The organism is Arthrobacter sp. T2-23 (genome assembly GCF_055398325.1).
Genome location: NZ_AP027917.1, coordinates 2,501,107 through 2,518,958, shown reverse-complemented (window position 1 = coordinate 2,518,958; position 17,852 = coordinate 2,501,107). Strand labels below are relative to the sequence as shown.

The 17,852-nt window shown below is 69.0% G+C and carries 19 protein-coding genes; 10 read left to right on the top strand and 9 right to left on the bottom strand.

From position 1 onward, the window contains the following. Nucleotides 1–20: 20 nt before the first annotated feature. Nucleotides 21–746 (bottom strand): maleate cis-trans isomerase family protein, encoded by a 726-nt coding sequence (locus tag ACZ5Z0_RS11665; protein WP_464108571.1) that lies wholly within the window; start codon nucleotides 744–746, stop codon nucleotides 21–23. 259 nt (nucleotides 747–1,005) lie between these two features. Here ACZ5Z0_RS11665 and ACZ5Z0_RS11660 point away from each other — a divergent pair, with 259 nt between their 5' ends. The 3 genes from ACZ5Z0_RS11660 to ACZ5Z0_RS11650 all read left to right on the top strand — a co-directional run bounded on the left by ACZ5Z0_RS11660 (nucleotide 1,006) and on the right by ACZ5Z0_RS11650 (nucleotide 4,422). After that, nucleotides 1,006–1,824 (top strand): IclR family transcriptional regulator, encoded by an 819-nt coding sequence (locus tag ACZ5Z0_RS11660; protein ID WP_464108570.1) that lies wholly within the window; start codon nucleotides 1,006–1,008, stop codon nucleotides 1,822–1,824. 46 nt (nucleotides 1,825–1,870) lie between these two features. Continuing rightward, nucleotides 1,871–2,842: a CapA family protein gene (locus ACZ5Z0_RS11655; protein ID WP_464108569.1), complete on the top strand. Its 972-nt coding sequence runs from the start codon at nucleotides 1,871–1,873 to the stop codon at nucleotides 2,840–2,842. Nucleotides 2,843–2,961: 119 nt separating this feature from the next. Further along, a complete protein-coding gene (locus ACZ5Z0_RS11650) occupies nucleotides 2,962–4,422 on the top strand; it encodes a S8 family peptidase (RefSeq protein WP_464108568.1) in 1,461 nt (486 codons plus the stop codon). Here ACZ5Z0_RS11650 and ACZ5Z0_RS11645 read toward each other — a convergent pair. Beyond that, nucleotides 4,419–5,507, bottom strand: a complete 1,089-nt coding sequence (locus ACZ5Z0_RS11645; protein WP_464108567.1) for an LLM class flavin-dependent oxidoreductase — start codon at nucleotides 5,505–5,507, stop codon at nucleotides 4,419–4,421. The genes ACZ5Z0_RS11650 and ACZ5Z0_RS11645 overlap by 4 nt on opposite strands. A 297-nt stretch (nucleotides 5,508–5,804) precedes the next feature. On the opposite strand from ACZ5Z0_RS11645, the gene ACZ5Z0_RS11640 reads away from it, so the two are divergent. The 4 genes from ACZ5Z0_RS11640 (at nucleotide 5,805) to ACZ5Z0_RS11625 (ending at nucleotide 10,175) form a co-directional block, all read left to right on the top strand. After that, nucleotides 5,805–7,148 carry an ammonium transporter gene (locus tag ACZ5Z0_RS11640; RefSeq protein WP_464110773.1) on the top strand — a complete coding sequence of 448 codons (1,344 nt, stop codon included), beginning with the start codon at nucleotides 5,805–5,807 and terminating at the stop codon, nucleotides 7,146–7,148. 63 nt (nucleotides 7,149–7,211) lie between these two features. Next, nucleotides 7,212–9,089, top strand: coding sequence for a Na+/H+ antiporter (locus ACZ5Z0_RS11635; RefSeq protein ID WP_464108566.1), 1,878 nt, complete (start codon nucleotides 7,212–7,214; stop codon nucleotides 9,087–9,089). A 34-nt stretch (nucleotides 9,090–9,123) separates the two neighbouring features. Continuing rightward, nucleotides 9,124–9,441, top strand: a complete 318-nt coding sequence (locus tag ACZ5Z0_RS11630) for a DUF6221 family protein (protein WP_464108565.1) — start codon at nucleotides 9,124–9,126, stop codon at nucleotides 9,439–9,441. Nucleotides 9,442–9,524: 83 nt separating this feature from the next. Beyond that, nucleotides 9,525–10,175 carry an NADPH-dependent F420 reductase gene (locus ACZ5Z0_RS11625; RefSeq protein WP_464108564.1) on the top strand — a complete coding sequence of 217 codons (651 nt, stop codon included), beginning with the start codon at nucleotides 9,525–9,527 and terminating at the stop codon, nucleotides 10,173–10,175. 36 nt (nucleotides 10,176–10,211) lie between these two features. Here the strand turns inward: ACZ5Z0_RS11625 and ACZ5Z0_RS11620 are convergent, their stop codons facing one another. Beyond that, on the bottom strand, nucleotides 10,212–10,907 hold the full coding sequence (locus tag ACZ5Z0_RS11620) for a DUF4386 family protein (protein WP_464108563.1): 696 nt from the start codon (nucleotides 10,905–10,907) through the stop codon (nucleotides 10,212–10,214). A 279-nt stretch (nucleotides 10,908–11,186) separates the two neighbouring features. On the opposite strand from ACZ5Z0_RS11620, the gene arfB reads away from it, so the two are divergent. Then, nucleotides 11,187–11,609, top strand: coding sequence for an alternative ribosome rescue aminoacyl-tRNA hydrolase ArfB (gene arfB, locus ACZ5Z0_RS11615; protein ID WP_464108562.1), 423 nt, complete (start codon nucleotides 11,187–11,189; stop codon nucleotides 11,607–11,609). Between the two features lie 36 nt (nucleotides 11,610–11,645). Here the strand turns inward: arfB and ACZ5Z0_RS11610 are convergent, their stop codons facing one another. Continuing rightward, nucleotides 11,646–12,248 carry a DnaJ family domain-containing protein gene (locus tag ACZ5Z0_RS11610; protein WP_464108561.1) on the bottom strand — a complete coding sequence of 201 codons (603 nt, stop codon included), beginning with the start codon at nucleotides 12,246–12,248 and terminating at the stop codon, nucleotides 11,646–11,648. Between the two features lie 241 nt (nucleotides 12,249–12,489). Between ACZ5Z0_RS11610 and ACZ5Z0_RS11605 the strand changes: the two genes are divergently transcribed. Then, nucleotides 12,490–12,696: a hypothetical protein gene (locus tag ACZ5Z0_RS11605; RefSeq protein WP_464108560.1), complete on the top strand. Its 207-nt coding sequence runs from the start codon at nucleotides 12,490–12,492 to the stop codon at nucleotides 12,694–12,696. 41 nt (nucleotides 12,697–12,737) lie between these two features. On the opposite strand, the gene ACZ5Z0_RS11600 is transcribed toward ACZ5Z0_RS11605, so the two are convergent. The 3 genes from ACZ5Z0_RS11600 to ACZ5Z0_RS11590 all read right to left on the bottom strand — a co-directional run bounded on the left by ACZ5Z0_RS11600 (nucleotide 12,738) and on the right by ACZ5Z0_RS11590 (nucleotide 16,216). Continuing rightward, nucleotides 12,738–13,619: an MBL fold metallo-hydrolase gene (locus ACZ5Z0_RS11600; protein ID WP_464108559.1), complete on the bottom strand. Its 882-nt coding sequence runs from the start codon at nucleotides 13,617–13,619 to the stop codon at nucleotides 12,738–12,740. Between the two features lie 2 nt (nucleotides 13,620–13,621). After that, nucleotides 13,622–15,310, bottom strand: a complete 1,689-nt coding sequence (locus tag ACZ5Z0_RS11595; RefSeq protein WP_464108558.1) for a long-chain-fatty-acid--CoA ligase — start codon at nucleotides 15,308–15,310, stop codon at nucleotides 13,622–13,624. 126 nt (nucleotides 15,311–15,436) lie between these two features. Further along, nucleotides 15,437–16,216, bottom strand: coding sequence for an SDR family NAD(P)-dependent oxidoreductase (locus ACZ5Z0_RS11590; protein WP_464110772.1), 780 nt, complete (start codon nucleotides 16,214–16,216; stop codon nucleotides 15,437–15,439). Nucleotides 16,217–16,309: 93 nt separating this feature from the next. On the opposite strand from ACZ5Z0_RS11590, the gene ACZ5Z0_RS11585 reads away from it, so the two are divergent. Then, a complete protein-coding gene (locus ACZ5Z0_RS11585; RefSeq protein ID WP_464108557.1) occupies nucleotides 16,310–16,846 on the top strand; it encodes a TspO/MBR family protein in 537 nt (178 codons plus the stop codon). Nucleotides 16,847–16,914: 68 nt separating this feature from the next. On the opposite strand, the gene ACZ5Z0_RS11580 is transcribed toward ACZ5Z0_RS11585, so the two are convergent. Beyond that, complete coding sequence (locus ACZ5Z0_RS11580) at nucleotides 16,915–17,412, bottom strand: SRPBCC family protein (protein WP_464108556.1); 498 nt, start codon at nucleotides 17,410–17,412, stop codon at nucleotides 16,915–16,917. 22 nt (nucleotides 17,413–17,434) lie between these two features. Beyond that, the gene (locus ACZ5Z0_RS11575) at nucleotides 17,435–17,809 is read right to left on the bottom strand and encodes an ArsR/SmtB family transcription factor (RefSeq protein ID WP_464108555.1); all 375 of its coding nucleotides are present in this window, start codon (nucleotides 17,807–17,809) and stop codon (nucleotides 17,435–17,437) included. Between the last annotated feature and the right edge of the window lie 43 nt (nucleotides 17,810–17,852).

Sequence of the window (17,852 nt, the reverse complement as noted above, 5' to 3'; positions counted from 1 at the left end):
CGTGGTGGCGCGGTGGAAGGTCATGCAGGAACCGGGACGCCGCTGCGCACGGCGCCGGCCAGCAGGCGTCCGGCGCCGTGCATCGCCGGCATGTGTCCCAGTGCGTTGAGGATCTCGAAGGTGGTGGCTGTCGCTGCCGTGATGACAGGCAGGCCGAGTGCGTCCTCGACAGTCTGCACGGCGGCCAGCGACGGCATCTGAACGCAGGCGGACAGGACGACGGCGTCCACGCCGCTCGTGTTGAGCCGGCGCGCGATGCCCGGCAGGGCGAGCGGATCGAGCCGGCCCACTTCGAGGTTGTCGGCCACCGAGAGGCCGATAACGTCCTGCACGGTGATGCCCGCGCCCTCGATGTAGTCGCTGACGGTTTTGGTCAGCTCCGGCAGGTAGGGCGTCACCATTGCCACACGGCGCGCGCCCAGGTGCTGAAGGGTGCGCACCAGGGCGCCGGCGCTGCTGGTGACCGCCGCCGGGTGGCCGTTGGCTTCGGCGGCCTGCGCAATGATCTCCTCGGAGCCGGCGTGGGCCCCCGGGCCCTGGGCCATCACCGCGACCAGGCAGGCATAGGCGATGACGTCGACGTCGGCGTCGGAGACGGACGTGGCGCAGTCCGCCGCCTTGGCCACCATGGCGGCAAGCTCGGCGGGCGTCACGTTCTTCAGGGCCGCCCGGGCCGAGTGGAAGGTGTACCGGTGGCCCGTCACTTCGCTCTGCCGGCGGAAGAGTTCTGGAAGCTCTGTTTCCATCGTGCTGTTCGAGCTGGGAACGATCAGCCCGATCCTGGACGGGCCGGCGGCCGGTCGCACCGTACTTGATTGCTCCACGCCCCGCGGTGTGCTCACAGTCTGTCTCCAAGTCGTTGTCCGAGTGCATAAAATCCCACATTGTGAGGCCGTGACCCATCCTGCGGGAAATGTTAGTCTGATGTCAATACCCTCTAAGGACCCTTCCGCTACGGCGCCCGTCGCACGGCGGGGTCCGCCCCGAACAAAGGAAAACCGCGCGTTGGCAAGAGAACAGGGCACCGGATCGACCCCGCTGCTCGTGCTGGGCAAGGTGACGGAAATCCTTAACTGCTTCTCGCTCGAGGAGCCGGACCCGACCCTGGCCCAGATCGCGCGCCAGACGGGCCTGCCCACCAGCACCTGCCAGCGGCTCGTGCAGAACATGGTCCGCGAGGGCTTCCTGGACCGCGACGGAGACCGTTACCGGATCGGCCTGCGCCTGGTCCAATGGGCCAGCCCTGGCACCTTCGGGCTGGACATCGTGCGCATCGTGCGTCCGATCCTGCAGCAGTTGCGTGACGACACCGGGGAAACGGCCTGCCTCTACATCCGGGACGGAGCCTTCCGAACCGTCGTCGCCGTCGCGGAGACCCGCCATGTGGTGATGCGCCCGTTCCGCGTGGGGCAGGTGATGCCGATCCATGCCGGGGCGCCGGGCAAGATCTTCCTCGCATTCGACCCCGGAGCGCGGGAGGCGCTCGCCGGTATGGAGCTGACGCGCTTCACTCCGAACACCCCCGCCAGCTGGGACGTGCTGGACGCGCAGGTCGAGCAGGCGCGCAGTCAGGGTTTCTACGCGGCGTTCGGTGAACGGAACAGTGACGTGGGCTCGATCAGCGCGCCGGTCTTTGATCACACCGGCGAGCTCGCCGGGGTCCTCGGACTGGGCTTCCCCACGCAGCGGGTGACCGTTGCCGACGTCGGGCGTCTGGGTCCCGCAGTGTCGGAGGCGGCCAGGGCCGCGTCGGTTGCCCTGGGGCACCACACCGCCGCGGCCCCGCCCAAGGCCGGCCGGTCGCGCGGGGCCGCCACACGCTGACCCGCCGTAGCTTCCCCTTCCCTGACGGGCGGCGCATGCTGGTGCCATGCAGATCGCGTTCGTGGGCGACGTAATGCTCGGCCGGCTCGTGAACGAGCGGCTCAAGACCGCGGGCCCGGCCTATCCTTGGGGTGACACCCTGCCCGTCCTCAGTCGGGCGGATCTGAGGGTCGCCAATCTGGAGTGCGTGCTGGCCGACGGCGGCGCCCCCGACCCGGGCAAGGTCTTCACGTTCCGTACCGATGCCAAGAACGTGCACAGCCTCCTCGTCGCCCGGCTGGACGTGGTGTTACTGGCCAACAACCACGTGCTCGATTACGGGCCGGACGCACTGCGGGAAATGCTGCCGGCGCTGGACCGGCACGGGATCCTCCACGCGGGCGCCGGCACGGACCGGGACACGGCCCGCAGGCCGGCCGTGCTTAGGGTGGGAGCCGACGCCGTAGGGTTCGTGGCGTTCACGGACAACCAGCCGGACTGGGAGGCGGACGCCGGCTCCCCCGGCGTCCACTACGCCCCGGCGACCGCCGTCGGGGAGGGCGTCGAGGAGCTCCTTGAGCTGGTCCGGCGGACTGCGTCACGGGTCCAGTTGCTCATCGTGTCTGCGCACTGGGGCGGCAACTGGGGATCCGATCCCCCGGCCGAACACAGGGCGCTGGCGCGGCGGCTGGTGGACGCCGGCGCCGACGTCGTGTTCGGGCATTCGCCGCATGTCGTCCGCGGCATCGAGGTGTACCGGGGGCGGCCCGTCATCTACGGCGCGGGGGACTTCGTCGATGACTACGCCGTGGACCCGGAGGAACGCAACGACCGGTCCTTCATCTTCGTCCTGGAGACCGACGGCGGGTCGCCGCAGCGGCTCCGGATGGTCCCCACCGTCATCGCAGCCTTCCAGGCCAGGCTGGCGGGGCGCAGTGCGCGGGATATCGCCGGCCGGATGCAGCGGCTGTGCGCGGAACTGGGCACCGCGTGCGGGTGGGATGGCGGCGGCGGCTACCTCGAGATTCCACTGGCCTAATCGCCGCCCGGCCCGGATTCTCGCCGCAGCTTCCTTTTGCCCCCTGATTTTTCCGCGCCGCAGGCCTACCATGATGGTCGGGGGGCACTCGAAAGCGACCACGCTTATTGGAGGCCACGATGTTCACCACTGTCCGCACATTCTTCCCGCGTCCGCAGAAAACATTCGTGGCTGCAGGCTGGCGGCGCCCCCGGCCCGGCGCCTCCTCTTCCCCGCCGGACAGCACACGGCCGTTGCGCTTCCTGGCCGCGTCGGCCGCCCTCGTGCTGGCCACGGGCGGCGGGCTGGCCGCCGCCGCCCCGGCTGCCGCTGCCGGGCCGGCACAGAGCTACATCGTCGTGCTGAAGGACACCGCCGGCGACCCGGGGGCTGTGGCCACGGCGCACCAGGGCAAGTTCGGCGTCACCGCGTCGAAGGTCTACCGGGACGCGGTGAACGGCTACGCCGGCACCATGACGGCGGCCCAGGCCAGCAGCCTGGCGGCCGACCCGAGCGTCGACTTCGTCACGCTCGGCCGGCACTTCGACAAGCCGCTGGAGCCCAAAGCACCTAATACCGAGGTGGCCCCGTTCTGGTGGCTGCGGATCGGCGGCAACCTGGAAGACGCCAGGGAAGGCGCCAACCAGCGGGCCAGCAAGGACGACGGCGGTTCCGGCGTCAACGTGGCGGTCATTGACAGCGGCATCGACGGCAGCCACCCGGACCTCAATGTGCGGGGCGGGGTGGACTGCACCAGCGGCGAACCGGTCAAAGTGACGCCCATCGACGTGATGGGCCACGGGACGGCAGTGGCCGGCATCATCGGGGCCCGCAACAACGGCTCCGGCATCATCGGCACGGCGCCGGGAACGGCGCTCTGGTCTGTCCGGGTGGTGTCGGACTCCCGCACCATCACCGAGGCGAGCCTGATCTGCGCCATTGACTGGGTTACCTCGACCCGCCGGGACAACGACAAGACCAACGACATCGACGTCGCCAACATCAGCATCGCCGGGCCCGGTTCGAACACGCCCAACTGCGGCAAGGGCACGGACCCGATGCACTACGCCATCTGCCGCTCGGTCCGGGCAGGCGTGGCTTATGCGGTCGCTGCCGGAAACGCCGCATCGGACATCGCCGGGACGGTGCCCGCGGCATACCACGAGGTGGTGACGGCCACCGCCATGGCAGATTTCGATGGGCACCCGAACGGGCTCGCGCCCAGTATTTGCGGCCGTGACGACTGGAGCGCCATCGGCCAGCGGGATGACCAGCCGGCATTCTTCTCGAACTACGCAGTCGACATCAAGGACCAGCGGCACACCGTGGCGGCGCCGGGCGTGTGCATCTTGTCCACGGCCCCCGGCGGCTACAGCGTCAGCCACGGCACCAGCTTTGCGAGTCCCGCAGTGGCCGGCGCGATGGCCCAGTGCATCAAACACAAGGCCTGCCGCGGTTCCGGCGCCGACATCAGCGAGCAGTTCCTCGATCTTGCCGAGTCGTACAACGAGCGGCACCACGACTTCGGCTTCGCCGGAGATCCGATGCGTCCGGCTGGCGCGAAGTACTACGGCTACCTGACCACGATCACCCAGTTCTAGGTGTTCCGGTCCCGTCGGCTCCCGGGGACCGCGGGCAGCCGTGCAGCGCCGTTACCGGCCGCCCTGATCTCGCGGTTGACGGCGGGCATGATCTCGGTGGCCAGCAGCTCGATGGAACGCGCGGTCTCGGCAAAGGGCAGCCCGCCGAGTCCGATCTGGGCCAGGTAGCGGCGGTTTCCGAGGGTGGCATGGATTTCCAGCAGCTTCTCAATGACCTGCTGGGGGCTACCCACCAGAAGTCCGCCTCCCGGCTCGGCCCACTCGTCGAAGGTGGAGCGCGGGAAGTGGTCCACCGGGCGCGGCATGTTCTGCTCGAAATACGCCCGGTAGTGCGGGTAGAACGTGTCCCGGGCCTGCTGCGAGGTGGGCGCAGCGTAGAAGTGGCCGCCCGCCCCCACCTGCAGCCCGGCGGGGTCGTGGCCGGCGTCGGCCGCGCTCTGGCGGTAGAGCTCCACGAGGCGGCGGAACCGGGCGGGCCCGGACAGCAGCGCGACAAACAGCGGCAGGCCCAGCCGTCCGGCCCGGGCAAAGCTCGCCGGCGTCCCGCCCACGCCCACCCAGACCGGCAGCTTGGCCTGCACCGGCCGCGGCGCGACGTCCATTCCGGCCAGGGTCTGCGTCAGCCGGCCCTGCCAGTCCACGACGGCGTGGTCCCGCAGCTCCAGTAGCATCTGCAGTTTCTCCTCGAAGAGGGCGTCGTAATCCTCCAGGTGGTGGCCGAACAGCGGGTAGGACTCCACAAAGGCGCCCCGGCCCACGATGATTTCGGCGCGGCCGTCGGAGATCAGGTCCAGCGTGGCGAACTGCTCGAAGAGGCGCACCGGGTCCTGCGTGGAGAGCACCGTCACCGCGGTGCCGAGCCGCAGGTTCTTGGTTTCCCGGGCGATCGCGGCGAGCACGATTTCCGGTGCCGAGAGGGCAAAGTCATGGCGGTGGTGTTCCCCGAGGCCCAGGAACCCCAGACCCGCCTGGTCGGCCAGCTTCGCCAGCTCGATGATCTCCTTCAGCCGCTGCTGGGGGGACAGCGCACTGCCGGTGCTGATGTTGCGGGAAAGCTCGCCGAAGGTAAAAATGCCAAAGTCCATGTTTTATTGAACATTCAAGTATCAGGTTTCATTCCGGGGACCACTTCGACGGTTCCGTGCGCGCTCGACGCCGGGACACATCGAGCGCGCGGGGAACCGTCGAAACGGCGCAGGAGAGCCCCCGTTAACATGCCCGAAACACGCCCGTGACGCCGTCTTCGCACAATGCCAATTCCTGTAACTTCCCCGCAACGTAGTTCCCGACTGCCTGAAACACGGCCCCGGGAGGATTGAACCCGGTTGGGGGCCGGCGGCGAAGTGTCCCGGTACGGCGATTTGTTGAGAAGGGACACGCAGGTGGAGCTCACCGCGGGAAACATCTGGATCATGGTCTCGGCGGCCCTCGCGCTGCTCATGACTCCGGCCCTGGGCCTCTTCTACGGCGGCATGACCCGCGCCAAGGCCTCACTGAACATGATCATGATGAGCTTCGTCTCGGCCGGCATCGTCGGTGTGGTCTGGGTACTTTGGGGCTACTCGATGACCAGCGGCAAGGGCGTCCTCGGCATCTTCGGGGACCCATTCGCCAGCTTCGGGCTGAACGGGCTTATGAGCTCCCCCGACCTCCTCAAGGCCGGCTTCAGCGCAACCTTCGCGATCATCACCGTCGCCCTGATCAGCGGTGCCATCGCCGACCGTGCCAAGTTCACCGCCTGGGTGCTCTTCGTGCCGGTCTGGATCACCCTCGTTTACTGCCCGCTGGCCTTTATGGTCTGGGGCGGTGGCCTGATGAGCGCCGGCGGGGCCGTGAGCTCCGTCTTCGGCCAGGTGATCGACTTCGCCGGCGGCACCGTGGTCGAAATCAGTTCGGGCACCGCCGCCCTGGTGCTGGTCATGATCCTGGGCAACCGCCACGGCTTCGGCAAGGACCCGGCCCACCGGCCGCACAACATCCCGTTCGTCATGCTCGGCGCCGGCATCCTCTGGTTCGGCTGGTTCGGCTTCAACGCCGGTGCCGCGACGACGGTGGAGCAGGCCGGCCTGATCTGGGTCAACACCCTCGCCGCCCCGGCCGCGGCCATGCTCAGCTGGCTGGTGGCCGAAAAGGTCCGCCACGGCCACCCCACCTCGCTCGGCGCGGCGTCCGGCGTCGTGGCCGGACTGGTCGCGATCACGCCCTCCTGCGCCAATGTCAGCCCCCTGGCCGCGATCGGCCTGGGCCTGGTGGCCGGGGCCGCATGCTGCGTCTTCGTGGACCTGAAGTTCAAGTTCGGCTTCGATGACTCGCTCGACGTCGTCGGCGTGCACCTCGGCGGCGGGCTGATCGGAACGCTGGCGCTCGGCTTAATCGCCCTGCCGGCGGACGGCCAGGGCGGCGGTCTCTTCTACGGTGGGGGCCTGCACCAGCTGGTTGCCCAGACGGCGGCCGTGCTGATCACCGTCACGCTTTCCGGGCTGGGCACGGCGGTCATCGGTCTGGCACTGCACCGGACCGTCGGTTTCCGCGTCAGCCATGAGGCCGAGGTGGCCGGCGTGGACCGCTCGGAGCACGCCGAGAGCGCCTACGAATTCGATGGCCTGGCGCACAGCCGCTTCAACCCGTTTGGCCACCCCGTCCAGGCCCACCAGGCCGCCGCCGCCGCGCAGCACAGCCCGCAGCACGGCCAGCCGGAGCGTGTGAGGGAAGACAGCTTCGCGTAACGCTGCGGGGCGGCCCGGAAGCCCGTCGGATCCGCCGAACAACCAGCCTGACAGAATGGCCTCATGGAACTCGCCCTCGGACTCCTGGTGCTCGTGGCCGTTGTCTGTGCCGGGAGCGCCCTCGGCCGCAAGCTCAATGTCTCCGTTCCCCTGCTGCTGGTGCTGGCTGGAGTCGCGGGGTCCTTCCTGCCCTTCATCCCGCCCATCGAGCTGAATCCGGGACTGGTCCTCATCGGGCTGCTGCCGCCGCTGCTCTATGCCGCCGCGCTGCGGACCTCGCTCTTCGACTTCGGCTCCAACCGCCGTGCCATCGGGCTGCTCTCGGTGGGTTACGTCATCTTCGGAACCCTCGCCGTGGGCTTCGTGGTGTGGGCGCTTTTCCCGGAAATTCCGCTGGCCGCCGCGATCGCGCTCGGCGCGGTGGTGGCCCCGCCCGACGCCGTGGCCGCGACCGCCATCGCCCGGAAGGTGGGCATGCCCCGCCGGATTGTCACCATCCTGGAGGGCGAATCCCTGGTCAACGACGCCACCGCGCTGGTCTGTCTCCGGGCGGCCATCGCGGCCATCGCCGGAACGGTGTCCGCCGCCGGGATCGCCGGCGGCTTCGTGCTCGCGGCAGGCGGCGGGCTGGTGGTGGGCCTGGCCGCCGCCTACGTCCTGACCGAGCTCCGCAAGCGGATCCGGAGCGTCGCGATCAACACCTCGACGTCGTTGATGGCACCCTTCGTCGCCTACCTCCCGGCCGAGGCGATCCACGCGTCCGGTGTCCTCGCCGTCGTCGTCACCGGGCTGGTGATGGGAACCAAGGCGCCGTCGATGCCCAACGGAGCAGCCCGGCTGAGCCAGCGCAGCAACTGGAACACGGTGCAGTTCCTGCTGGAAAACTCGGTGTTCCTGCTGATCGGCCTGCAGGTCCGGACCATCATCGAAGGCGTCCAGGACGACTCGCTGGGCGCTGGCCGGATCTGGGCCGGCTGCGCCGTGATCCTGCTGGCGGTGCTGCTGCTCCGGCCGGTGTGGGTGTTCCCCGCGACCTACCTGCCCCGGCTGATTCCGTCCATCCGGCGGAAAGACCCCGCGCCGCCGTGGCAGTTCGCCGCGATCGTGTCCTGGGCCGGGATGCGCGGGGTGGTGACGCTTGCGGCAGTGCTGGTGTTGCCCGCGGATCTGGAACATCGGCCGGTGCTGATCCTGGCCGCGCTCGTGGTGGTCGGCGGTACGTTGACGCTGCAGGGCTTCACCTTGCCAGCGTTGGTGCGGCTGCTCCGGGTGCAGGGTCCGGACCAGCGCGAGGATGCCCTGAACCAGGCTTCACTGATGCAGTTGGCCACCGCGGCCGGGGTGGCACGACTGCAGGAACTGCGCACCGATAACGATCCCCCGGAGGTCGTGGCGATGCTGAAACGGCGGACCCAGGAGCGCGGGCTGGCGGCCTGGGAGCGGTTGGGCCGACCGACGGCGGAGGCCGCCACCCCCAGCCAGCGCTACGCCCAGCTGCGGCTTGCCATGCTGGACGCGGAACGGGCCAAGGTGCTGGAGCTGCGGCGCGGGGGCGAGTACGCCCACGAGGTCCTCAGCGAAGTGCTGGACCGTCTGGACGTGGAGGAATCCATGCTCGACATCTCCTTGGAGGAACTGGACACCGCCGGCGACGGCGGCGGCGGGGAAGGCATCGCAAGGCCCGGCGGTGTCTGCGGGCACCTCGAATCCGCCGCGGACCCGGAAGTGCCGCGCGACCCCTTCTGCGCGGACTGCCGCCGCGAAGGCACGACGCCGGTCCACCTCAGGATGTGCCTGGCGTGCGGGTCGGTGGGCTGCTGCGATTCCTCGCCCGGAACGCATGCCTCCCGGCACTTCGAGGCCACGGGCCACCCGGTCATGCGCAGCATCGAGCCGGGCGAGGACTGGCGCTGGTGCTATGAGGACGACCTGCTGGGGTGATGCCAAGGCCGCCCACCGCGCGTACCCTCGGTTTGTGGACATTGTCGAGTTTCTGTCCGAGCGTATTTCCGAGGACGAGGCCGCGGCCCGGACCCTGCTCAGCGACCGGACCGTTTCCAAGTCCGGCGAATGGTACGAACAGCGCCTGCTGCTCGAATGCGAGGCGAAGCGGCGGCTGATCGGCGTCGTCGAGGCGGCACGGCAGTCGGCGCTGGCCGCGATGGTGAGCGATTCCCTCCAGGAGGTCCACTGGGCTCCGCGGTCGCTGGACTGGATGGAACGCTCGCTCCAGGCCCTGGCGCTGCCGTATTTCGACCACCCGGACTTCGAGCAGGGCTGGCTGCGGCCCTGAGGGCGGCAGCGCGCCTGCGGTGTATACCTGCCTGGAATACCCCTGCTTGAAATATCCGCAGCCGGGATGTCGTTGGCCCGGATATGACAACAATCGGAATCATCGGTGCAGGACACATTGGCAGCCAGATCGCGCGGAAGGCAGTGCAGCTCGGCTACGACGTCGTGATCAGCAACTCCCGGGGCCCGGAAACCCTGTCGGAACTCGTCGCCGAACTGGGGCCTCATGCCCGCGCGGCCACAGCGGCAGAAGCCGCCGCGGCCGGCGATTTCGCCGTCGTGACCGTCCCGCTAAAGAACATCAAGGACATCCCGGCCGAGCCCCTGGCGGGCAAAATCGTGATCGACACGAACAACTACTACTGGGAGCGCGACGGTCGGTTCCCGGCGCTGGACAAAGGCGAGGCCACCACGTCGGGGCTGCTCCAGGAGCACCTGCCCGGCGCCAAGGTAGCCAAGGGCTTCAACCACATCATGGCCACCCAGATCACCACCGACGGCACGCCCGCCGGCACGGACAACCGCCGCGCGCTGGCAACCGCGAGCGACTTTCCGGAGGCCGCCGAGCTCGTGACCCGGCTCTACGATGAGTTCGGCTTCGACGCCGTCAACATCGGCCCGCTGTCCGAAAGCTGGCGCGTGGAACGGGACCGCCCGGCCTACGTGGTCCGCCAGAACGCCGCCGAACTGCGGGACAACCTGGCGAAAGCGCCACGCACCGTCTCCGCCCACTAGGGACCGCAACGACGACGGCGGGACCTCCCGCCGTCGTCACCGCGCCCTTGGCGTTCCGGCGCCGGCCCGCAGATCTTTCTGCGCCCAGGCGCTGGCCAGCAGCCACGCCGACCACACCAGAACCAGGACGATCCCCGCTAGCGTAGGGATGGCGTTCGCTGAAGAGAAACCCTCGGCCCCGATGATCCAGCCCTGCGCAAGGTAGGCGGCCCCGGACAGTGCCATCAGGTAGCCGACCGGCCGGGAAACACGGCCGGTGCGCGCAACCACGGCACCGGTAAGGACCAGGGCAGCACCGAGCACGAAGCTCTGGTAGCTGCGCATGCCCCATTCCAGCCAGCGGATGCCTTCGGAGGTCGCAAACTGGCTGGCCTTCGCCGGTTCCGCGGCGGCGGCCCAGGCGTCCACGGCATGCTTCAGCGCAACCCCGTCCACGGCCTGGAGCGCCGCGTAGAGAGCCAGCGCTGTGACCGCCGCGACCATGGCGAACCGGGCGGTCCAGGCCAGGGCACCGTCCGGCGGGGTCAGGACGACCAGCAGGACCAGCAGGCCCGCGATCAGCAGTGCCATGCCGACGAACTGGCCCAGGTGCACCGCCGTCCAGATGGTGCTGCGGGCGTACTCCGCAAAGGTCGCGGGGTGGTCGTTCGCATTGGCGGAATCGGCATGGAACAGTCCGGCGACCAGGGACACGACGACGCCGGCAAACGCCAGTGCGGCGGCCAGGTGCAAGGGTGCGCGGTGCGGTGTCCGCCGCCCGGATGCCGCGGGACTGTCCGACCGGGAGCTTTGATTCCCCTCGGACCCGAGCTGCTTCATGGGCATCGCCCGCTTCGTGACGGCGCGCGGCTGCGCGCTGGGTGCGTTTAAGCGCAGGGTACGCCGGTTGCGCCCGCGGGGCGACCGTGTCCTGCGGCCCGGTGGTTTGCCGCCGGTCCCGCCAGACCCGCCGGTCCCGCCGCCCGCGCGAAAGGCGGGACACCCGCGCGGATATCGTGCGAGGCTAGGGGCATGGATCTGGAGGTGTCGCCCACGCTCACGATCCCGGCGTCCGAACTGGGCTGGCGGTTTTCGCGGTCGTCCGGGCCGGGCGGCCAGCACGTCAACACCTCCGACAGCCGCGTCGAGCTGTCCTGGAATGTCGCCGAGTCCGCGGCGCTTTCGGACGTCCAACGGTTGCGGCTGGTCACGCGGCTGGGACAACGCCTCGTCGACGGGGTGCTCACCGTATCCGCGTCCGAGCGGCGCTCCCAACTGCGCAACCGCGAGATCGCACTGGCCAAGCTTTCCGTCCTCGTGGCAGAAGGCCTTGCTCCTGAGCCTGCCCGCCGCCGCGCCACGAAACCCACCCGGGCCTCGAACCGCCGCCGCCTCGCAGCGAAAGAGCAACGGGCAGCGACGAAGCAGCAGCGAAGGCGGCCGCCCGCCGAGTGACGCCGGACGGGCCGGAGTGATTGGCCGCGCCTGTGCCTAGCCTCGGCTCCAGAGCCGCCGCCACCAGGGACGCCGGGGTTCCGGTTCGGGCGCGGCAGCGGCAGCCGCGGCAGCCAGCGCGGCCCGGCGTTCGCGCCACCTCGCTACCTCCGCGTCGACGTCGCGGGTCCGCGTGACCACCGGCGGCCCGCCCTGAAGCTGCCTCCGGGCGTCGATCACCCGGGCGTTGAAGTCCGCCACGATGTCCCGCACCTGTTTCTCCGAGAACTGCTCGTCCAGGCGGGCCTCGAGTGCGGCATCCTCGGTGCGCAGCAGGATGGCCGTCGGGCCCAGCCCGGTGATGTTCTCGCGCTGGAGCAGCCCCTTCACCCACCAGTCCGGGTCGTACACCTCGCCGAGGTCCGGGATGGGCTTGCCGGCGTACTTCAGGTTGTCGAACTTACCTTGGGCCATGGCGTCGCGGATCAGGTATTCGGCCTTGGCGGCGTCGTCCACCGCGGCCCGTTTCTGCCGGAGTTCCTCCTCGGCCGCGCTGAGCTCGTCATTTTCCTGGACCGTGCTGCCGCTGGCCCGGATCGAGCGCAACTCCGCCGCCCGTTCCACCCGGCGCCGGAACGCCGAGCCTCCCCCGCCGCTCATGGGCCACCGTCCTTCCCGCCTGCGCGAATCCCGGAGCTGTGTCTGGGTTTGCCTTCCAGTATGCGCAACGACCGGGCGGCGGCAAAAGGTGCGGCCTCGATGAGACAGGAACCTAACACCGCGGTAACGCGGCGTTAATCCGCCCGTGCGAGGCTGGTGACTTCGGATTAGCACAGAACCCTTCCTGCACCGCAGATCGCAAGGAGTTTCAGCCGTGAACAGCCAAGAGCACAATCCGTCCGTGAGCCCCGTCCCCACCGGCGGCGGGGCATCGCCCCAAGACCTGAGCAGCGTGCACGTCACCCATGTCCGGGAGGATGTGGCCGTGACCGGGCGGTGCGCCAACGTCCATCTGCCCACAGGGCGTACCTGCACCCTGCCAATGCGCCACCCGGGGGCGTGCAGCTTCGTTGGGCCCGAGGAGGCGGAGAGCATCGCGGCGCATTAGGCTTTGCGCCGCTGGCCCGGCAGGGCCTGCCACGGGGCGTGTCAGTCCCCGTCGAGGCAGAGAACGAAGTCGCGAAACGCGTGCCGTCCCGGCCGTCCGTCCACCTCGTCGATGGCCCGCCGGAGGTCCCCCAGTTGATCCACGGTCATCTGCAGCGGGGGCTCGTCCGGCTGGTAGTTGGTGTAGACCGGGTAGTCGACGCCGGGCGCCCCAGCCATCTCAATGTGGCAGCCCAGGACGTGGCTGACCGGGTTCGCCGCGCAGAAACGCACCAGCCGGTCGATGGTGCGGACGAAGGCCGGCCAGTCGTGGATATAGAGGCGTCCGGGATAGACGGTGTCGCCAGTGAGCAGGAACCCGGTGTACCGGTCGTAGAAGGTGACGGCGGTGCTGTGGTGCCCGGGGCTCGGCCAGCATTGGAGCACCCGCCCGCCCAGGTCCACCCGGGCCGGCGGGCCGGCGTCGTCGTCCTCAAATCCGAAGAAGTCCCACGCGCTGGGCTGCCCGGCGTCCACCACGAGGGTGCCGGGCCGGCCGGCGAACTGGCCGTCCCCCGCAACATGGTCGCCGTGCGGATGCGTGTGCAGGACCAGCAGCCCGTAGCCGTCGCGCGGGTGGGCGGCCAGCCAGCCGTCCATCAGGCCGTCGACGATGTGGCGGAGCGGGAAGAACTCGGCCGCGGCGGTGGCCCCGGTGTCGATCAGCACGGCCCGGGCATTGCCGAACAGCAGGAACATGAACGGCGCCTCATAGTTGACCGCCATGTTCTGGCGGAGCACGAAGGTGTGTTCATCGTAGGCGTGGACCTGGATGTCCGGATCCGTGTTGTGCTTCGCGGACTCCGAGCCGTGGATCCAGGACACGGCGAGGTTGCCGGGCCGTGGCACGCCTGAGGTGAAGTCGATCGCTGCGGCGTCGCCCATCGCTACAGCCCCGGCAGGACCTGTTCGCGGACCTGCTTCCGGAGGATCTTGCCGAGCATCGAGCGCGGCAGGTCTTGGATGGGGACGATCCGGCGCGGAACCTTGTAACCGGCGAGGTGCTCGCGGCAGTGGAGGCGCAGCGCTTCCTCGTCCAGTGCGGTGCCCGGTTCCAGTTCGACGGCGGCCACCACCATTTCTCCGCCGCGTTCCAGCGGCTTGCCCACGACGGCGGCGTCCCGGACGTCCGTGTGCAGGCGCAGCACGGCTTCCACCTCGGTGGGCGAGACGTTGAAGCCGCCGGTGATGATGAGTTCCTTGGCCCGGTCCACCACTGTGGTGAAGCCGTCCTCGTCCACGGTCACCACGTCGCCGGTTCGCAGCCAGCCGTCGGCGGTTAGGGTCTTCGCGGTCTCTTCCGGGTTGTTCCAGTAGCCCTGGAACACCTGCGGGCCCTTGATCAGCAGTTCGCCGGGCTGGCCTTGCTGGACCTCCACGGCGGGATTGTCGAGGTCGACGACCTTCATGAGGGTGGAGGGGAACGGCACCCCGATGGTGCCGGTGCGGCGGGTCGGGTGGAAGGGGTTGCCGAGCGCCACCGGGGAGGATTCGGTCATGCCGTAGCCCTCCACGAGCAGGCCGCCGGAGACCGATTCCCAGAGCTCCACCACGTGGTCCGGCAGGTTCATGGCGCCGGAGATGCAGTACTTGCAGGACCGAAGCGAGACGCCTTTCTCCTTCGCGGCCATGGCGGTGCGCTCGTAGATCGGCGGGACCGCACAGTAGACGGTGGCGGGCGATTTCTTCATCGCGGCCAGCACCAGGTCCGGGTCGAACTTGGGGAAGAGGACCAGCAGGCCCTGCTTGCGGATGCCGTAGGTCAGGTAGAGCGTCATGCCGAAGGCGTGGAACATAGGCAGGATCGCGTAGAAGACTTCCTTGCGGTACTCGGCGCCGGCCATCCAGGCCTCGCCCTGCAGGGCGTTGGCGTAGAGGTTGAAGTGCGTGAGCATCGCACCCTTGGGCCTGCCGGTGGTGCCCGAGGTGTACTGGATGGCGGCGAGATCGGATACCGCGGGGCGCGGGTGCGCGGGGTCGATCCGGCCGTGGCCCAGGAGTTCCTTCCAGGGCAAGGTTCCCGGCGCGGGGGCCGTCAATGACGCCCGTGTCTCGCGCAGCTTCTTCACCGGCAGGGACAGGGCAATGCGCTTGGCCGCGGGGAACGCGTCCAGCAGGTTGACCGAGACCACGTGGTCGATTTCGATGTCCGCCGGGAACTCGCGGACCGCGGCCGCGGCCTTGTCCCAGGCGATGACGACGCGGGCCTGGTGGTCCTCGAACTGGTGGCGGAGTTCGCGGGAGGTGTACAGCGGGTTGTGTTCGACGACGACGGCGCCCAGGCGCAGCACCGCGTAGAAGGCGACGACGTGCTGCGGGCAGTTGGGCAGGATCAGGGCAACCCGGTCGCCGGCCCGGACACCGAGCCGGCGCAGGCCTTCGGCAGCCCGGTCCACCTGCTCGCCGAGCTCGGTGTAGCTGGTCCGGCGGCCGAAGAATTCCAGGGCGGGGGCGCTGCCGGCCTCGGCCACCGACCGCTCCAACATGGCGACGAGCGACTCCGTGGGCAGTTCGATCTCGGCCGGGACGCCCGGCTGGTAGTTCTTCACCCAGGGCTGCTGGTCCGTTTGCTCCATGCCCACATCATTTCGCGAACTGCGCGCGGGGGCGAATCATGGCCCGCCGCGCACCCAACTAGCTCGCAGTTGTCGCCGTTGTGAGCCCTCAATACGGCACCAACTGCCAGTCAGTTGGGTGAGACGCTACAGCGCGGACCAGCCGCCGTCGGACGCGAGGATGGCGCCGTTGACGTTGGTGCCGTCGTCGCTGAGCAGGAACGTGATCGAGGCCGCCAGCTGCGCCGCCGTGGCCGGGGTCGGGATGTTGGCGCCCATCAGCGGGCCGAGCCGCTCGGCGGCCAGCTGGGAGCCCCAGTCCGCCACGATGTTGGTGATCGTTGCCCCGGGCGCCACCGCATTGAAGCGCAGGCCCTTCGGCCCGTACATCACCGTGGAGTTCTTGGTCAGGCCGACGACGGCGTGCTTCGACGCGGTGTAGGCGGCGCCGGCGGCGGACCCCCGCAGCCCGGCCTCGGAACTCACGTTGACCACGGAGCCGGTGCCGGCCTCGAGCATCAGCGGGACAACGGCGCGGGTCAGGCGCATCAGGGCCGTGACGTTGATCCGGAAAACCCGCTCCCAGACGGCGTCGTCCACCTCGTGGACCGGGGCGAAGTTGTCCATGATGCCCGCGACGTTCGCGAGCGCATCCACGCGCCCGCCCGCGGCGGCCACGACGGCGGCGACGGTTTCCTCGGTGGAGATGTCGCCGGCCACCGGCACAAGGTCCAGGCCTGCGTTCTGGGTCACGAGGTCATCCAGGCGTTCCTTGCTGATGTCCGCCGCGACCACCCTGCCGCCCTCCTTCGCGACGCGGAGCGCGGTGGCCAGGCCGATGCCGGAGCCTGCGCCCGTGACGATCACGGTCTTGCCGGCGAAACGGCCCGGAGTGATGGTTTCCTGCCATGAAGCTTCGTTGCCCATGATGTCCTTCCAGACGTAGATGATGGTGACGACTGCGCAAAGTCCCGCCGTCGTAGTTTGACGGGAGGGCGTGCGGTTGTCCACAGTGAGTCAGTGCTCTTGAACGTTGAACAAAGCGCCCCGGGCACCTTTGCCCCCGGCACCCGCCCGCGGCGGCAGATTGCTGCCCTCATCGGTTTTCTCGCGGCGTCCCTGGCGGTATCGCTGCTGGGCTCCCTACCGATCAGGATGAACGGCGGTTGGTACGCGGCGGCAGACAAAGCGCCGTGGACCCCGCCCGGCTGGATGTTCAGCTCGGCCTGGCTGGCACTCTACGCGGCGATGGCGCTGGCGGCATGGCTCGTCTGGCGGCAGCAGCTCTTCCCGCGCCGGAAGGCCCTTACGGTCTATGCCGGCCTGCTTCTGCTGAATTTGTCGTGGCCGCTGATGTTCTTCGGCCTGTACCCGTTGCTGGGGACCGCCGCCCTGTGGCTGGCGCTGCTGGTGATCGCAGCCCACGCCGCGGTGGCGACCGTTGCCGTACTGCGCTTCGGACCGATCAGCACGACGGCGGGACTGCTGATGCTGCCCTACGTTTCGTGGCTGGTGTTCTCGGCCAGCCTGAACCTGTACGCCGCGGTTCACAACTAGCTCACAGCGGGAGGACGACGGCGGGATACCCGCCGTCGTCCTCCCGTAGTGCTTGCCCCCTGCTGCCGTCAGGCGCGGACGGATTCGGCGAGGATGGCGTCCACCTGGCCCAGCGCACCCTTCATGCCTTCCTCCATGCCCATGGCGACGATCTTCTCCATCTGGTCCTCGTTCTCGAAGGTGGAGAGCACCGTCATCCGGGTGCGGTCACCGATCGGTTCCAGCGTCACGAGGCCGTGGATCGTGCCCATCTCGGCCACCGGCTCACCGTTGTCGTCCGAGAAGCCGTCGTCGAACGACAGGCTGTGCGGGGCATCAATGGCGACGAACCGCCACCAGCCGCGGGCCTTCTCCCCGTCGGGGCCGGTCATGTAGTAGCTGGCCTCGCCGCCCGGGACAAAATCGTGCTTCTCGAAGGTGGCCGGCCAGGTGGGCGGCCCCCACCAGCGCTCCAGCTGGCGCGGATCCTCCCAGATCTGCCAGACACGCTCGACGCCGGCGTCGAACTCCGCGACGACGCTGAGGCTCAGCGCCTCAAGATTCTTGACTGAACTAATGACTGTCATGTCGAACCCTTCCTATCCTTCTTCACTGGCTTCTGGGGGGTGCATCCTGCTGGCTTGCGTGGGGTTTTGTTTCTGCGAGCAGATCCGCGATCCGCTCGGACCGCTGCCGCCAGATGACTTCGTACTCGTCGAGCAGCCTGCGGGCTTTCTGGAGTCCGGCGTGGTTGGCCCGCACAATCTGCTCCCTTCCGCGCTTTTCCTTGGTCACCAGGGAAGCGCGTTCCAGCACCGCCACGTGCTTCTGGACGGCGGCGAAACTCATGGCGTAGAGCGCGGCGAGCCCGGAAACGGAGTACTCCCCCGCCGTCACGCGGCGCACGATGTCCCGACGGGTGGAGTCGGCGAACGCCTGGAACAGGCGGTCCACCGCTTCGTCACTTAACTGATCTACAACCATTTGGTTGTAGAATAGACCACCGGCTCTGGGCCGTCAATGGGTT

Excerpts from the sequence above, each read along its gene's own strand:
- ACZ5Z0_RS11650 (WP_464108568.1), top strand. The coding sequence starts at position 2,962 with ATGTTCACCACTGTCCGCACATTCTTCCCGCGTCCGCAGAAAACATTC.
- arfB (WP_464108562.1), top strand. The coding sequence starts at position 11,187 with ATGGATCTGGAGGTGTCGCCCACGCTCACGATCCCGGCGTCCGAACTG.
- ACZ5Z0_RS11635 (WP_464108566.1), top strand. The coding sequence starts at position 7,212 with ATGGAACTCGCCCTCGGACTCCTGGTGCTCGTGGCCGTTGTCTGTGCC.
- ACZ5Z0_RS11610 (WP_464108561.1), bottom strand. The coding sequence starts at position 12,248 with ATGAGCGGCGGGGGAGGCTCGGCGTTCCGGCGCCGGGTGGAACGGGCG.
- ACZ5Z0_RS11595 (WP_464108558.1), bottom strand. The coding sequence starts at position 15,310 with ATGGAGCAAACGGACCAGCAGCCCTGGGTGAAGAACTACCAGCCGGGC.
- ACZ5Z0_RS11600 (WP_464108559.1), bottom strand. The coding sequence starts at position 13,619 with ATGGGCGACGCCGCAGCGATCGACTTCACCTCAGGCGTGCCACGGCCC.
- ACZ5Z0_RS11655 (WP_464108569.1), top strand. The coding sequence starts at position 1,871 with ATGCAGATCGCGTTCGTGGGCGACGTAATGCTCGGCCGGCTCGTGAAC.
- ACZ5Z0_RS11575 (WP_464108555.1), bottom strand. The coding sequence starts at position 17,809 with ATGGTTGTAGATCAGTTAAGTGACGAAGCGGTGGACCGCCTGTTCCAG.
- ACZ5Z0_RS11590 (WP_464110772.1), bottom strand. The coding sequence starts at position 16,216 with ATGGGCAACGAAGCTTCATGGCAGGAAACCATCACTCCGGGCCGTTTC.
- ACZ5Z0_RS11645 (WP_464108567.1), bottom strand. The coding sequence starts at position 5,507 with ATGGACTTTGGCATTTTTACCTTCGGCGAGCTTTCCCGCAACATCAGC.
- ACZ5Z0_RS11580 (WP_464108556.1), bottom strand. The coding sequence starts at position 17,412 with ATGACAGTCATTAGTTCAGTCAAGAATCTTGAGGCGCTGAGCCTCAGC.
- ACZ5Z0_RS11665 (WP_464108571.1), bottom strand. The coding sequence starts at position 746 with ATGGAAACAGAGCTTCCAGAACTCTTCCGCCGGCAGAGCGAAGTGACG.
- ACZ5Z0_RS11625 (WP_464108564.1), top strand. The coding sequence starts at position 9,525 with ATGACAACAATCGGAATCATCGGTGCAGGACACATTGGCAGCCAGATC.